15 protein-coding genes and 1 riboswitch are annotated in these 14,694 nt (G+C 70.3%); of the genes, 14 read left to right on the forward strand and 1 reads right to left on the reverse strand.

All coding sequences use genetic code 11. The features are described from left to right. Window positions 1-5: 5 nt before the first annotated feature. The 8 genes from lepB to ABZ893_RS12525 all read left to right on the forward strand — a co-directional run bounded on the left by lepB (window position 6) and on the right by ABZ893_RS12525 (window position 7,504). Entirely contained in the window at window positions 6-761 is a 756-nt protein-coding gene (gene lepB, locus ABZ893_RS12490) for a signal peptidase I (protein WP_361401025.1), read from the forward strand. Between the two features lie 37 nt (window positions 762-798). Beyond that, window positions 799-1,335 carry an NUDIX hydrolase gene (locus ABZ893_RS12495; protein ID WP_361401347.1) on the forward strand — a complete coding sequence of 179 codons (537 nt, stop codon included), beginning with the start codon at window positions 799-801 and terminating at the stop codon, window positions 1,333-1,335. A gap of 55 nt (window positions 1,336-1,390) precedes the next feature. After that, the gene (locus tag ABZ893_RS12500) at window positions 1,391-1,699 is read left to right on the forward strand and encodes a DUF2469 domain-containing protein (RefSeq protein ID WP_003965949.1); all 309 of its coding nucleotides are present in this window, start codon (window positions 1,391-1,393) and stop codon (window positions 1,697-1,699) included. Window positions 1,700-1,855: 156 nt separating this feature from the next. Then, entirely contained in the window at window positions 1,856-2,248 is a 393-nt protein-coding gene (locus tag ABZ893_RS12505) for a YraN family protein (RefSeq protein WP_361401028.1), read from the forward strand. Then, entirely contained in the window at window positions 2,248-3,867 is a 1,620-nt protein-coding gene (locus tag ABZ893_RS12510) for a YifB family Mg chelatase-like AAA ATPase (RefSeq protein ID WP_361401031.1), read from the forward strand. The genes ABZ893_RS12505 and ABZ893_RS12510 overlap by 1 nt, the downstream gene beginning before the upstream one ends. A 536-nt stretch (window positions 3,868-4,403) precedes the next feature. Beyond that, window positions 4,404-5,621 carry a DNA-processing protein DprA gene (dprA, locus tag ABZ893_RS12515; protein ID WP_361401033.1) on the forward strand — a complete coding sequence of 406 codons (1,218 nt, stop codon included), beginning with the start codon at window positions 4,404-4,406 and terminating at the stop codon, window positions 5,619-5,621. A gap of 347 nt (window positions 5,622-5,968) precedes the next feature. Further along, window positions 5,969-6,805 (forward strand): RNA polymerase sigma factor WhiG, encoded by an 837-nt coding sequence (whiG, locus tag ABZ893_RS12520; RefSeq protein ID WP_361401036.1) that lies wholly within the window; start codon window positions 5,969-5,971, stop codon window positions 6,803-6,805. 141 nt (window positions 6,806-6,946) lie between these two features. Then, window positions 6,947-7,504 (forward strand): helix-turn-helix domain-containing protein, encoded by a 558-nt coding sequence (locus tag ABZ893_RS12525; RefSeq protein WP_361401039.1) that lies wholly within the window; start codon window positions 6,947-6,949, stop codon window positions 7,502-7,504. Window positions 7,505-7,529: 25 nt separating this feature from the next. Here ABZ893_RS12525 and ABZ893_RS12530 read toward each other — a convergent pair whose 3' ends face one another. Then, window positions 7,530-8,141, reverse strand: a complete 612-nt coding sequence (locus ABZ893_RS12530; protein ID WP_361401042.1) for a M23 family metallopeptidase — start codon at window positions 8,139-8,141, stop codon at window positions 7,530-7,532. A 276-nt stretch (window positions 8,142-8,417) separates the two neighbouring features. Here ABZ893_RS12530 and rpsB point away from each other — a divergent pair, with 276 nt between their 5' ends. The 6 genes from rpsB to rlmN all read left to right on the forward strand — a co-directional run bounded on the left by rpsB (window position 8,418) and on the right by rlmN (window position 14,518). Beyond that, entirely contained in the window at window positions 8,418-9,299 is an 882-nt protein-coding gene (gene rpsB / locus ABZ893_RS12535; RefSeq protein WP_361401045.1) for a 30S ribosomal protein S2, read from the forward strand. Between the two features lie 93 nt (window positions 9,300-9,392). Further along, window positions 9,393-10,229, forward strand: a complete 837-nt coding sequence (gene tsf, locus ABZ893_RS12540; protein WP_361401048.1) for a translation elongation factor Ts — start codon at window positions 9,393-9,395, stop codon at window positions 10,227-10,229. Window positions 10,230-10,439: 210 nt separating this feature from the next. Then, complete coding sequence (gene pyrH / locus ABZ893_RS12545; RefSeq protein ID WP_361401051.1) at window positions 10,440-11,210, forward strand: UMP kinase; 771 nt, start codon at window positions 10,440-10,442, stop codon at window positions 11,208-11,210. A gap of 124 nt (window positions 11,211-11,334) precedes the next feature. Next, window positions 11,335-11,892 (forward strand): ribosome recycling factor, encoded by a 558-nt coding sequence (frr, locus tag ABZ893_RS12550; RefSeq protein ID WP_361401054.1) that lies wholly within the window; start codon window positions 11,335-11,337, stop codon window positions 11,890-11,892. 146 nt (window positions 11,893-12,038) lie between these two features. Beyond that, window positions 12,039-13,268: a phosphatidate cytidylyltransferase gene (locus tag ABZ893_RS12555; RefSeq protein WP_361401349.1), complete on the forward strand. Its 1,230-nt coding sequence runs from the start codon at window positions 12,039-12,041 to the stop codon at window positions 13,266-13,268. A 143-nt stretch (window positions 13,269-13,411) separates the two neighbouring features. Next, window positions 13,412-14,518 (forward strand): 23S rRNA (adenine(2503)-C(2))-methyltransferase RlmN, encoded by a 1,107-nt coding sequence (gene rlmN / locus ABZ893_RS12560; RefSeq protein WP_361401057.1) that lies wholly within the window; start codon window positions 13,412-13,414, stop codon window positions 14,516-14,518. Between the two features lie 24 nt (window positions 14,519-14,542). Beyond that, a riboswitch (TPP riboswitch) is annotated at window positions 14,543-14,647 on the forward strand. The last annotated feature ends 47 nt before the right edge of the window (window positions 14,648-14,694 follow it).

The following is a 14,694-nucleotide window of genomic DNA, read 5'->3' on the forward strand; positions in this document are numbered from 1 at the left end:
CTGGGATGAGCAGGACACGTCGTACGGACGAGGGCCAGGGTCGGCTCGGCAGCACGCTGTCGGGGTTGGCCGTGGCCCTCGGCTGTGTGCTGTTCCTGGGCGGGTTCGTATGGGGCGCGATCGTGTACCAGCCGTACACGGTGCCCACCGAGTCGATGACGCCGACGATCGGCGCGGGTGACCGGGTCCTCGCGCAGCGGATCGACGGCAGTGAGGTGAAGCGCGGCGACGTCGTCGTCTTCACGGAGTCGACGTGGGGCAACATGCCCATGGTCAAGCGCGTCGTCGGTATCGGCGGAGACAAGGTCGCCTGCTGCACGGCCGGCAAGCTGACCGTCAACGGCAAGGAGATTGCCGAACCGTATCTCCCCAAGGGGCAGGCTCCCTCGGCCACCGGTATCCCCACCACGACCGTCCCCGAGGGGCGCCTCTTCCTGCTCGGTGACGAGCGCAGCGGCTCCCTCGACTCCAGCGTGCACCTCGGCGACTCGAACAACGGCACGGTGCCGCGCAGTGCGGTGGCCGCGCGTGTGGACGCCGTGGCGTGGCCCATGGACGGGATGCTCGAGCGCCCCACGGGCTTCGCCTCGCTGCCGGGCGGGCTTTCGGAGCCGGGGCCCCTGAAGCTGATGCTGGCCGCCGTGATCGGCGGCGCGGTCCTCGTGCTCGGCGGCGCCGCGTACGGGCCGATCGCCAAGCTCATGGGCGGCGGCCGGGGCCGGGCGGGGGCGTCTGCGCGGGAGCGGGCTCTTGCGGGCTGAGGCGGGCGGTGGCCTGCCGTCCGGGGGTGGCGGGGAGCTGCCGTCGGGCGAGGGTCCGGGGCTGTCGTCCGGTGGTGGGCCGGAGCTGAGGAAGGTCGCGCGGGTCGTTCTGCTCGACCCTGACGACCGGATTCTGCTGCTGCACGGCCATGAGCCTGGGGACACCGCCGACGACTGGTGGTTCACCCCGGGAGGCGGCCTGGAGGGCGACGAGACGCACGAGCAGGCCGCGCTGCGTGAGCTGGCCGAGGAGACGGGCATCACGGACGTCGAGCTCGGCCCGGTCCTGTGGCGGCGCACCTGCTCGTTCCCGTTCGCCGGGCGGCGCTGGGACCAGGACGAGTGGTACTTCCTGGCGCGTACGACGGCGGCGGTGGCCGGGGCGGAGATCGCCGGCGAGGGCCTGACCGACCTGGAACGGCGCAGTGTCGCCGGAGCACGTTGGTGGACGTGCCGGGAACTGGCCGAGGCGCATGAGACGGTGTATCCGACCAGGCTCGCCGGGCTGCTGAGGCGGCTGCTCGACGAGGGTCCCCCCGGTCAGCCCGAAGTCCTCGACACGGAAATCGTTTAGAGGCATGTGCGGCTGACGCACAATAGGGGGACGCACGGCTGAAGGGGAACATGCCATGAGCGCCGAGGACCTCGAGAAGTACGAGACCGAGATGGAGCTGAAGCTCTACCGGGAGTACCGCGACGTCGTCGGTCTGTTCAAATACGTGATCGAGACCGAACGGCGCTTCTACCTCACCAACGACTACGAGATGCAGGTGCACTCGGTCCAGGGTGAGGTGTTCTTCGAGGTATCCATGGCGGATGCCTGGGTGTGGGACATGTACCGGCCCGCACGCTTCGTCAAGCAGGTACGGGTGCTCACGTTCAAGGACGTGAACATCGAGGAGCTGAACAAGAGCGATCTGGAGTTGCCGGGCGGGTGAGCCGCCGGATCTCGGCGTGTGGTCGTCTGGTCGTGTGGTGTTCGCGTGGTGGTCGTTCGGTCGGGTGACCGGGTTATCCACAACCCGTGAGTAGTTCACCAAGATCCACTTCTTCGGCGTCCATGCCTCAGCGTGGGCGTCGGAGGTGGTTCCGACATGAACGACGTGAAGGCGTCCAACGCACGCAGCGCACTCGGCAGGTACGGCGAGGAGCTGGCCGCACGACGGCTGGCCGAGTCCGGAATGACGGTCATCGAGCGCAACTGGCGCGCGGGCAGGACCGGTGAGATCGACATCGTCGCCCGGGACGGCGATGCCGTGGTCGTCTGCGAGGTGAAGACCCGCAGGGCGACCGGCCTCGCCGGGACGTACGAGCATCCGATGGCCGCGGTGACGCCGGTCAAGGCCCAGCGGCTGCGCGATCTCGCCCAGCGCTGGGTGCAGGAACACGGGGGAGCGCCGCCGGGCGGCGTGCGCATCGATCTGGTCGGCGTCCTGCTCCCGGAGCGCGGCGCACCCGTCGTCGAGCACGCGCGGGGGGTGGCCTGATGGGATTCGCGCGCACGTGCTCCGTGGCCCTCGTCGGCGTCGAGGGCGTGGTCGTCGAGGTCCAGGCCGACCTCGAACCCGGGGTGGCCGCGTTCACCCTGGTCGGGCTGCCCGACAAGAGCCTGTCCGAGAGCCGCGACCGGGTCAGGGCGGCGGTCACGAACTCCGGCGGCGAGTGGCCGCAGAAGAAACTCACGGTCGGGCTGAGCCCGGCCTCCGTCCCCAAGAGCGGCAGCGGATTCGACCTGGCCGTGGCCAGTGCGGTCCTCGGCGCGGCCGAGCGGATCGACCCTCGCGTCCTCGCCGACCTCGTGATGATCGGCGAGCTGGGGCTCGACGGCCGGGTCCGGCCCGTCCGCGGCATCCTCCCCGCCGTCCTCGCCGCGGCCGACGCGGGGTACGAGCAGGTCGTGGTCCCCGAGTGCTCGGCAGGCGAGGCCGCGCTCGTCCCGGGCGTCTCCGTCCTCGGCGTACGCAGCCTGCGTCAGCTCATCGCGGTGCTCACGGACGAGCCGGTGCCGGACGAGCCACCGGACGAGACGGGGCGCCCGGACCCCTTGCTCGCCGGCCTGAGCATCCCGGGCCAGGGCCTCGGCGTGGGCCTCGCCGGGATGCCGCACGACGCCCACGTCCTCGATCTCGCCGACGTGGTCGGGCAGCGCGCCGCGCGCACGGCGATCGAGGTCGCGGCGGCCGGGGCGCACCATGTCCTGCTCCAGGGGCCGCCCGGCGCGGGCAAGACCATGCTCGCCGAGCGGCTCCCGCTGGTCATGCCGCCGCTCACCCGGGAGGAGGCCCTCGAAGTGACGGCCATCCACTCGGTGGCGGGCATGTTGCCGCCGGGCAAGCCGATGGTCGACGCCGCGCCCTATTGCGCGCCCCACCACTCGGCGACCATGCAGTCCCTGGTCGGCGGCGGACAGGGGATGCCACGGCCTGGCGCCGTGTCCCTGTCCCATCGCGGGGTGCTCTTTTTGGACGAGGCGCCGGAATTCAGCAGCCAGGCGCTCGACGCGCTCCGCCAGCCTCTGGAGTCGGGACATGTGGTCATCGCCCGGAGCGCCGGGGTGGTGCGCCTGCCGGCGCGCTTTCTGATGGCGCTGGCCGCGAATCCGTGTCCGTGCGGCAACCACACGCTCGTGGGCGGTGGCTGCGACTGCCCGCCGGCGGCCGTTCGCCGCTATCAGGCGCGGCTCTCCGGCCCGCTGCTCGACCGGGTCGACCTCAAGGTGGACGTGGAGCCCGTCACCCGCGCGGAACTGTCCGGGACGGGCACGCGGGGCGAGAGCACCCTGGTCGTCCGCGAGCGGGTGCGGGCCGCCCGCGAGCGCGCCGCCGCCCGGCTCGCGGACACGCCCTGGCGGACGAACAGCGAGGTCCCCGGCCACGCGCTGCGCACCCGGTGGCCGGCGGTGCCAGGGGCGATGGACGTGGTCGAGACGGATCTGGAGCGCGGTTTCCTGACCGCCCGCGGGGTCGACCGGGTGCTGCGCGTGGCGTGGACGGTCGCGGACTTGCGCGGCCACGGCCGCCCCGGCGAGGAGGACGTGGCGCTGGCGCTTCAGCTCCGCACCGGGATCTCGCGCGGGGTCGCTCTCGCTATCGGGGGGTCGGCATGAGTGGGGCGGAGGTGTTTGGGGGTGGTGAGGGGACCTCAGGCGTCGGGGAGTGGGCCTTGGGGGTCGGTGAGGGGACTTCCAGGGGCGGAGGGGCGATCTCCGGGGACGGCGAAAGGACCTTGGGAATCGAAGGAGTGACGCCGGGCGTCGGTGAGGCGGCCTCGGAAATCGAAGGGGCGACCATGTGGGCCGGTGAGGTGACCTCAGGAGTCGGAGGAGCGCGCTCGGGGGTCGGAGGGGCGACCTCGCGGGCCGGTGCGGGGACCTCGGGAGTCGGAGGAGCGACGCCCTGGGGCGGTGAGGGGACCTTGTCACCACTCGGCGGGGCGACCTCGGGCGCTGGTGCGGGGACTTCGGGCGTCGGAGGGGCGACTTCAGGCGTCGGTGCGGGAACCTCGGGAGGAGGGGCGACACCAGGGGGCGGTGAGGACATCTCCGGCGTCGGAGGGGCGACCTCGGGCGTCGGTGAGGGGACTTCGGGTGCCGGTGGGTTGACCTCGCGGGTCGGTGCGGGGACCTCGGGAGTCCGAGGAGCGATGCCGGGAGTCCGAGCGGCAACCTCGGGGGCCAGTGAGGTGAACTCGGACGTCGGTGAGGCGGCCTCGGGCGTCGGCGATGAGACCCGGCTTGCCAGGGCCGCGCTCACCCGGATCGTCGAGCCAGGTGACGAGACGGTGGGGCGGTGGTTACGGGAGTTCGGGGCCGAGGAGGTCGTGCGGCGCGTAGTCGAGGGCGGGGAGCCGCTGCCCGGGGTGAGTGAGGGCCGGTGGGCCGGGCTGCGGGCCAGGGCGGTCGGCGTACGGCCTGAGAGGGATCTGGAGTTGGCGGCGGGTGTGGGTGCGCGGCTCGTGTGTCCGGGGGACGCCGAGTGGCCGGCCCAGCTGGACGATCTGGGTGACGCACGGCCCGTGGCCCTGTGGGTGCGGGGGCGGCCGTCCTTGCGGATGTGGGCGCTGCGTTCCGTCGGCGTTGTAGGGGCGCGGGCCTGCACGGACTACGGGGCGCGCGTCGCGGCGACGCTCGGCGCGGGGCTGGCGGAACGCGGCAGCGTCGTCGTGTCCGGCGGGGCGTACGGGGTCGACGCCGCCGCCCACCGGGGCACGCTCGGGGCGAGCGGCGCCACCGTGGCGGTCCTCGCCTGCGGGGTCGACCGGCCCTATCCACGCGGACACATCGAGCTGATCGAGCGGATCGCCGAACAGGGGCTCGTCATCGCGGAGTTGCCGCCCGGCGATCATCCGACGCGCAGCAGATTCATCCTCCGTAACCGTGTGATCGCCGCCCTGACCAGGGGGACCGTCGTCGTGGAGGCCGCGTACCGCAGTGGCGCTCTCGGTACGGCGCGGTGGGCGCAGCGGCTCGGGCGTCACACGATGGGGGTGCCCGGACCGGTCACGAGCACCCGATCGGCCGGGGTGCACGAACTGCTGCGCGGGGAAGCCGTCCTCGTCACCGACGCCGCGGAAGTCATGGAACTCGTCGGGGACATGGGCGAGCTGGCCCCGCCACGCCGAGGCCCCGTCCTGCCGCACGACCTGCTCCATCCGGACGCGGCCGCCGTGCTCGCCGTACTGCCCGCGAGCGGATCCGTCGGAGCCGGGGAGATCGCCCGGGCCGCGTGCACCCGGGTCGACGACGCGATCGGGAGGTTGTACGAACTGCGCTCACTGGGGTTCGTCGAACGACATGGCGATGGCTGGCAGTTGACACGCCAGGCGATCCAACCGGTCTTGCCGGAAGGGGGTGATTGGTGACGGAGCGTGCTGGGCCGTACGGATGACGAGTCTCTGCCCTTGGCGTTACGGGGTGTGGGTGATCCGCGGCCGTCACGTACAGCTACGGACGTGGCCATGCAAGTCGCCCAACGGAACGTATCTGCGCACAGCCGATCCCATCGCCTTCGCACACTGCGACACTGCAGTCACGCTACGCTCACAAGGATTCCGGCTCGTTCCGTTCAATCCGGCACCAGTCCGGCAATGGCAAGCAACCACGACCAGATCGGCAACCGACATCCGACAGGCACCTCGGGACCTTCCCCACCTGTCCCGCGCCAGGCACCCACATCCCCAGTTCAGAGCAGATCGGCACAAGGCGACGAATGCCCCAGCACACCTCCGGGTCTGACCGGGCCGCGGTTCCCCCCGCGGCCCGTGGCAGCGTGCGGCCTCCGGCTCCCTCGTCGCTCGAGGAGCTGTGGAGGTCGTACAAGGCGACGGGCGACCAGCGCTTACGAGAGCAGCTCATCCTGCACTACTCGCCGCTGGTCAAGTACGTCGCCGGCCGCGTCAGCGTCGGACTGCCGCCCAATGTGGAGCAGGCCGACTTCGTGTCCTCGGGGGTCTTCGGGCTGATCGACGCGATCGAGAAATTCGACATCGAGCGCGAGATCAAGTTCGAGACGTACGCGATCACCCGGATCCGGGGCGCCATGATCGACGAACTCCGGGCGCTCGACTGGATCCCGCGTTCCGTGCGCCAGAAGGCGCGCAACGTGGAGCGGGCCTACGCCACCCTGGAGGCCAAGCTTCGGCGCACCCCGTCGGAGAGCGAGGTGGCCGAAGAGCTCGGCATCAAGGTCGAGGAACTGCACGCGGTCTTCAGCCAGTTGTCCCTCGCGAACGTCGTGGCGCTCGAGGAACTGCTGCACGCCGGGGGTGAGAGCGGTGACCGCCTCAGCCTCATGGACACACTCGAGGACCAGGCCGCGGACAACCCGGTGGAGGTCGCCGAGGACCGCGAACTGCGGCGTTATCTCGCCCGGGCGATCAACACACTGCCGGAGCGCGAGAAGACCGTGGTGACGCTCTACTACTACGAGGGCCTCACCCTCGCGGAGATCGGCAACGTGCTCGGGGTGACCGAGAGCCGCGTCAGCCAGATCCACACCAAGTCCGTCCTCCAGCTCCGCGGGAAGCTGGCGAGCTTCCGACGCTGACGGCCTGCTGCGCAGGCGATGCGGAATCGTCCCTGCCGGGCCGTGTGGGGGCCATGAGAGGGCGATGCCCCGACCGGACGGCTCCCGTGCCGCGCGTCCCGTCCGTAAAGTGGTGGGGTGCCAAGGATTCGAGCGGCCTCAGTGGCCGAGCACCGGTCGATGCAGCGCGGCGCCCTTCTGGACGCGGCGCGCACCCTGCTGTCCGAGGGTGGGACGGACGCGCTGACCTTCCCCGCGCTCGCCGAGCGCACCGGGCTCGCCCGGTCCTCCGTGTACGAGTACTTCAAGTCGCGGGCGGCTGTCGTCGAAGAGCTCTGCGAGGTCGACTTCCCCGTGTGGGCGGCGGAGGTCTCCGCCGCGATGGAGCGGGCCGCCGAGCCCGAGGGCAAGGTCGAGGCCTATGTGCGGGAGCAACTCTCGCTGGTGGGCGACCGGCGCCACCGCGCCGTCGTGGCCATCTCGGCGAGCGAGCTGGACTCCGGGGCCCGCGAGAAGATCCGCGCCGCGCACGGCGGCCTGGTCGCGCTGATCGTCGAGGCGCTGGGCGAGATGGGCCACGCGGAGCCGCGGCTCGCGGCGATGCTCCTCCAGGGGGTCGTGGACGCGGCGGTCCGGCGCATCGAACTGGGCGCGGCCGAGGACCCCACGACGATCACAGAGGCGGCCGTGAGCATGGCCCTGCGAGGCGTTCGCGGCTGAGCGGTTCACTCCGTAAGAAACCGGTTCACTCCGTAAGGAAGCCGGGGCCCGCCGCCGGTACCGGCAGCAGGCGCGACGGCCCCCGGTGCAGGAGCCACGGCGGCAACAGCATCAGCGGGTCCAGATATTCGGCTCCCCGCAGCAGCCCCCAGTGCAGGCATGACGCGGCACCGCAGTGGCCCGTCGGAGGTTCGAGCACCCCCACCACGGCGCCCGGCGCCACCGTCTCGCCCGGCTTCACGGACGAGGTCACCGGCTCGTACGTCGTCCGCAGCGGCAGCTCACCCGTCCCCGACAGCTCCACCGCCACGACCCCTCTCCCGGCCACCCGGCCCGCGAAGGACACCCGCCCGAGTGCCACCGCCCTGACCGGGGCGCCCACGGGCGCGGCCAGGTCCACGCCGCGGTGACCCGCCCCGTACTCCGTCGCCGGCGGCGCCCAGCCACGTAAGACCGCCGGCCGCGTCCCCACCGGCCAGACCTCACCCACGGCGGGAACCGGAGCCGGCGCCCCGGGCGCAGGAGCCGGCGCGGAGGGCGAAGAAGGCGGCGCGGGAGGCCTCGCAGCGGGCACGGGCGGCAGTGTCGCGAGGCCCGTGAGCGCCGCGGCCGTCAACAGCATCAGCATCAGTCTCATGCCCCGAACGGTCCCTCTTCCGGCGCGTCGCGCGGGGATCATGGCCTGGAACTGTGGACTACCGGCCGGTTGTGGACAGGCCCGTCACCCGGCACCCTGCGGGTCCCGTACACTTCTGATGGCGATCCGGGTCACCGGATCGACTTCGCACGCCCCAACACCAGTTCATTCGTGACGGTGTCCGCGCAACTCGGTCCCTCGTGGCACAGCGCGCGGGGCGTCAGGCGCGACAGCAATCCTGCGGTCGCGGCAACCGAGAACACAAGGAGTACGGCCATGGCCGTCGTCACGATGCGGGAGCTGCTGGAGAGCGGCGTCCACTTCGGTCACCAGACCCGTCGCTGGAACCCGAAGATGAAGCGCTTCATCTTCACCGAGCGCAACGGCATCTACATCATCGACCTGCTCCAGTCGCTGTCGTACATCGACCGCGCCTACGAGTTCGTCAAGGAGACCGTCGCCCACGGCGGCACGGTCATGTTCGTCGGTACGAAGAAGCAGGCGCAGGAGGCGATCGCCGAGCAGGCGACCCGCGTCGGTATGCCGTACGTCAACCAGCGCTGGCTGGGCGGTATGCTCACGAACTTCTCGACCGTCTACAAGCGTCTGCAGCGCCTCAAGGAGCTCGAGCAGATCGACTTCGAGGATGTGGCCGCGTCCGGCCTCACCAAGAAGGAGCTCCTGGTCCTCTCCCGCGAGAAGGCCAAGCTCGAGAAGACCCTCGGCGGTATCCGCGAGATGTCCAAGGTGCCCAGCGCCGTCTGGATCGTGGACACCAAGAAGGAGCACATCGCGGTCGGCGAGGCCCGGAAGCTCAACATCCCGGTCGTCGCCATCCTCGACACCAACTGTGACCCCGACGAGGTCGACTACAAGATCCCGGGCAACGACGACGCGATCCGCTCCGTCACCCTGCTCACCCGCGTGATCGCCGACGCCGTCGCCGAGGGCCTCATCGCCCGCTCCGGTGCCGCCACGGGCGACCAGAAGCCGGGCGACAAGGCCGCGGGCGAGCCGCTCGCCGAGTGGGAGCGCGACCTGCTCGAGGGCGAGAAGAAGGCCGACGAGAAGGCTGAGGAGGCCGCTCCGGCCGCCGAGGCCGCCGAGGCTGCCGCTCCCGAGGCCGCTGCCCCGGCCGCGGACGCCGAGCAGGCCTGACCCTCACCGGTTCGGTAGTTGACGGCGGGGGCCGAGTCGGCCCCCGCCGTTCACCCGTAGATCTTCCAGACTTCGAGAGAGAATTTCAGGATCATGGCGAACTACACCGCCGCTGACGTCAAGAAGCTCCGCGAGCTCACGGGCGCCGGCATGATGGACTGCAAGAAGGCGCTCGACGAGGCCGACGGCAGCGTCGACAAGGCCGTCGAGGCCCTGCGCATCAAGGGCCAGAAGGGCGTCGCCAAGCGCGAGGGCCGCTCCGCCGAGAACGGCGCCGTGGTCTCCCTCATCGCCGACGACAACGCCACCGGTGTCATCCTCGAGCTCAAGTGCGAGACGGACTTCGTCGCCAAGGGTGACAAGTTCCAGGCTGTCGCCAACGCGCTCGCCGCCCACGTCGCCGCCACGAACCCGGCCGACATCGCGGCGCTTCTCGCGTCCGAGATCGAGCCCGGCAAGACCGTCCAGGCGTACGTCGACGAGGCCAACGCCAACCTCGGCGAGAAGATCGTCCTCGACCGCTTCGCGCAGTTCTCGGGCGCGTTCGTCACCGCGTACATGCACCGCACCATGCCCGACCTGCCCCCGCAGATCGGTGTTCTGGTCGAGCTGGACAAGGCCGACGCCGACCTCGCCAAGGGCATCGCGCAGCACATCGCCGCCTTCGCGCCGAAGTACCTCTCCAAGGAGGACGTGCCGGCCGAGGTCGTCGAGTCCGAGCGCCGCGTCGCCGAGGAGACCACCCGCGCCGAGGGCAAGCCCGAGGCCGCCCTCCCGAAGATCGTCGAGGGTCGCGTCAACGGCTTCTTCAAGGAGGCCACCCTCCTCGGCCAGCCGTACGCGCTGGACAACAAGAAGTCCGTGCAGAAGGTTCTGGACGAGGCCGGTGTCACCCTGAAGCGCTTCTCGCGCATCAAGGTCGGCATCTGAGTCCGTACCGCGACAGCCGGAAGACACCGCTAGGGTCGACGAGATCCCAGTAGGGTCGACAGCAGTCGCCCGCGTACGCCGCCACCGCGCGCGTGCGCGCCCGGCGACCGCAGATGTGACAAGGAGGCCATTGCCGAGCATGGGATGCGAACACACCCCACCGGCAATGGCCTTCTTTGTATGTGTGCCAAGTAAAGAGGCGAGAACACCATGACCACCACCAAGGTCGACAAAGACCAGAAGAGCGACGACGGCAAAGGCGCGGGGCGCTTTCTGCTGAAGCTGTCCGGCGAGGCGTTCGCCGGTGGCGGGGGTCTGGGTGTCGACCCCGACGTGGTGCACAAGATCGCTCGCGAGATCGCGGCCGTCGTGCGCGGCGGCGCGCAGATCGCCGTCGTCATCGGCGGCGGTAACTTCTTCCGCGGCGCCGAGCTCCAGCAGCGCGGCATGGACCGGGCCCGCTCCGACTACATGGGGATGCTCGGCACGGTCATGAACTGCCTCGCCCTCCAGGACTTCCTGGAGAAGGAGGGCATCGACTCCCGCGTGCAGACCGCCATCACCATGGGCCAGGTCGCCGAGCCGTACATCCCGCTGCGGGCCGTACGCCACCTGGAGAAGGGCCGCGTCGTCATCTTCGGCGCCGGTATGGGAATGCCGTACTTCTCCACCGACACGACCGCCGCCCAGCGCGCCCTGGAGATCGACGCCGAGGCGCTGCTCATGGGCAAGAACGGGGTGGACGGGGTCTACGACTCCGACCCGAAGACCAACCCCGAGGCCGTGAAGTTCGACGCGCTCAGCTACGGCGAGGTCATCACCCGCGACCTCAAGGTCGCCGACATGACCGCGATCACCCTGTGCCGCGACAACAAGCTGCCCATCCTCGTCTTCGAACTGCTCGCCGAGGGCAATATCGCGCGGGCGGTCAAGGGTGAGAAGATCGGCACGCTCGTGGGCGACCACGGAACGCGGGCCTGACCCGACCCCCCACCAGGGGATGGACAATGTCCTGCCGGTCGGACACCGTGCAGGAAAGACACACGACGCAGCCGGCCGCCCTGAGCGCAGGCCGGGCCTCACTCAAGACACGCAGGAGCAAGTGGTGATCGAAGAGACCCTCCTCGAGGCCGAGGAGAAGATGGAGAAGGCCGTCGTGGTCGCCAAGGAGGACTTCGCCGCGATCCGCACCGGTCGTGCGCACCCGGCGATGTTCAACAAGATCGTGGCGGACTACTACGGCGCGCTGACCCCGATCAACCAGCTGGCCTCGTTCTCGGTGCCCGAGCCGCGCATGGCCGTGGTGACCCCGTTCGACAAGAGCGCCCTGCGCAACATCGAGCAGGCGATCCGCGACTCCGACCTCGGCGTCAACCCGAGCAACGACGGCAACATCATCCGAGTGACGTTCCCGGAGCTGACCCAGGACCGCCGCAAGGAGTTCATCAAGGTCGCCAAGACCAAGGCCGAGGACTCCAAGATCTCGATCCGCTCCATCCGCCGCAAGGCCAAGGAAGCGATCGACAAGGCGATCAAGGACGGCGACATCGGCGAGGACGAGGGGCGTCGCGCCGAGAAGGAGCTCGACGACACCACCGCGAAGTACGTCGCACAGGTGGACGAGCTGCTCAAGCACAAGGAAGCCGAGCTGCTCGAGGTCTGAGGAATTCCGTGAACGACTCTCCCTGGGGAGCGCCGACCGGAGCCGGGTACTGGGAGCCGCCCGACCAGGGGCTTTCCCAGGGGGCTTCCCCGGCGGGTCCCGCGTACGAACGTCATGCGGTTGAGGAGACTCGGCCCATGACCATCGTGCCCGAAATGCCCGACGTACCCGCCGGTGGCGGTGGCCAGGACGACGATCGGGGGGCTGCTTCGCCGAGCGGTCCCCTGTTCCGCGACGAGACGCGGTACGAGGCGCCTCGCCGGGAGTCGCACGGGACGCAGTACCCGCAGTACCAGCAGGATCAGCAGCACAGGTCGTACGCGCCGCTGGATCAGCCGTACCAGCAGTACCAGCAGTACGCGCAGGATCAGCAGCACCCGGGGTACTCGCAGAACGAGCCGTACCCGCACGACCAGCACCACCCGCAGCACCACGACCAGCAGCAGCACCCGCAGCCGCAGCCGCACGAGACGCCGTATGTGACGCCGCACGAGGCGCAGCACGAGAGCCCGCAGGAGCCCATGCCAAGCGCCGCACAGCCCGCCCCCGCACCGCCGAAGAAGAGCGCGGGCCGTGACCTCGGGGCAGCCATAGGAGTCGGCGTCGGACTCGGGGCCGTGATCGTCGCCTCGCTGTTCATCGTCAAGGCCGTGTTCATCGGCGTGATAGCGGTGGCCGTCGTCGTCGGCCTGTGGGAGCTCACCTCGCGCCTCCAGGAGCGCAAGGAGATCAAGGCCCCCCTCGTACCGCTCGCGGTCGGCGGCGCGGCGATGGTCGTCGCCGGATACGTCCGCGGTGCCGAGGGCGCCTGGGTGGCGATGGCGCTCACCGCGCTCGCCGTCCTCGTCTGGCGCATGACGGAGCCTCCGGAGGGCTACCTCAAGGACGTCACGGCCGGCGTCTTCGCCGCGTTCTACGTGCCGTTCCTCGCGACGTTCGTGGCGATGATGCTCACGGCGGACGACGGGCCGCAGCGCGTCCTGACGTTCCTGCTGCTCACCGTCGTCAGCGACACCGGCGCCTACGCGATCGGCTGGCGCTTCGGCAAGCACAAGCTCGCCCCGCGCATCAGCCCCGGCAAGACCCGCGAGGGCCTGGTCGGCGCGGTGTCGTTCGCGATGGTGGCGGGCGCGCTGTGTATGCAGTTCCTCATCGACGACGGCGCCTGGTGGCAGGGCCTGCTGCTCGGCCTCGCGGTCGCGGCCAGCGCCACGCTCGGCGACCTCGGCGAGTCGATGATCAAGCGTGACCTCGGCATCAAGGACATGGGCACCCTGCTCCCGGGCCACGGCGGCATCATGGACCGCCTGGACTCGCTGCTGCCGACGGCACCGGTGGTGTGGCTGCTGCTGGTGCTGTTCGTGGGGAACGGCTGACGGTTCCCTATGCGGGGCTGACGGTCCCGTATGCGGGGGTGACGGTTCCACATGCAGGGCTGACCTGCGCAGATGTAGGTGACGGGCTCGTTGTCCACAGGGCGGCGGGCCCGTCGCCGTATGTCTGCGACACTTGAGGGGTTATGCCTAAGCCCGGAGAACTCACTTTCGTCGCCCCGCGCGGAGCCAAGAAGCCGCCGCGGCATCTCGCCGACCTTTCGCCTGCCGAGCGTAAGGAGGCCGTCGCCGCGATCGGTGAGAAGCCGTTCCGCGCCAAGCAGCTGTCGCAGCACTACTTCTCGCGGTTCGCGCACGACCCCGCGGAGTGGACCGACATCCCCGCCGCCTCGCGCGGCAAGCTGCAGGAGGCGCTGCTTCCCGAGCTGATGACGGTCGTCCGGCATCTGTCGACCGACCAGGACACCACCCGCAAGACCCTGTGGCGGCTCTTCGACGGCACGCTCGTCGAGTCTGTCCTGATGCGGTACCCGGACCGGGTCACCATGTGCATCAGCTCGCAGGCCGGCTGCGGGATGAACTGCCCGTTCTGCGCCACCGGACAGGCCGGCCTCGACCGGAACCTGTCGACGGGCGAGATCGTGCACCAGATCGTCGACGGGATGCGCGCGCTGCGCGACGGCGAGATCCCCGGCGGACCCGCCCGCCTGAGCAACATCGTGTTCATGGGCATGGGCGAGCCCCTCGCCAACTACAAGCGGGTCGTCGGCGCCATCCGCGCGCTCACCGACCCCGAGCCCGACGGCGTCGGCCTCTCGCAGCGCGGGATCACCGTCTCGACGGTCGGTCTGGTCCCCGCCATGCACCGCTTCGCCGACGAGGGCCTCAAGTGCCGTCTCGCCGTCTCGCTGCACGCGCCCGACGACGAGCTGCGCGACACCCTCGTCCCGGTCAACACGCGCTGGAAGGTCCGCGAGGTCCTCGACGCGGCGTGGGAGTACTCCGAGAAGTCGGGCCGCCGTATCTCCATCGAGTACGCCCTCATCCGGGACATCAACGACCAGGCGTGGCGCGGTGACCGGCTCGGCCGGCTGCTCAAGGGCAAGCGCGTCCACGTGAACCTGATCCCGCTGAACCCGACGCCCGGATCGAAGTGGACGGCCTCGCGCCCCGAGGACGAGAAGGCGTTCGTCGACGCCATCGCGGCCCACGGTGTGCCGGTCACCGTTCGCGACACCCGTGGCCAGGAGATCGACGGGGCGTGTGGTCAGCTCGCCGCCACCGAGCGGTAATCTGGGCGCTGTACGTACATCTTCATATTCCGACAGGGGAGCGCCACAGCGCTGAGAGTGCGGCACGGCCGCAGACCCTCTGAACCTCGCCCAGGTCATTCTGGGTAGGAAGTTCGGTCACCACTCAAGCTGTTGCGCCCTGCCCGGGAACCCGAAGGAACCCGGGCAGGGCCGCG

It is taken from the genome of Streptomyces sp. NPDC046821 (assembly GCF_040645335.1).
Classification (GTDB): domain Bacteria; phylum Actinomycetota; class Actinomycetes; order Streptomycetales; family Streptomycetaceae; genus Streptomyces.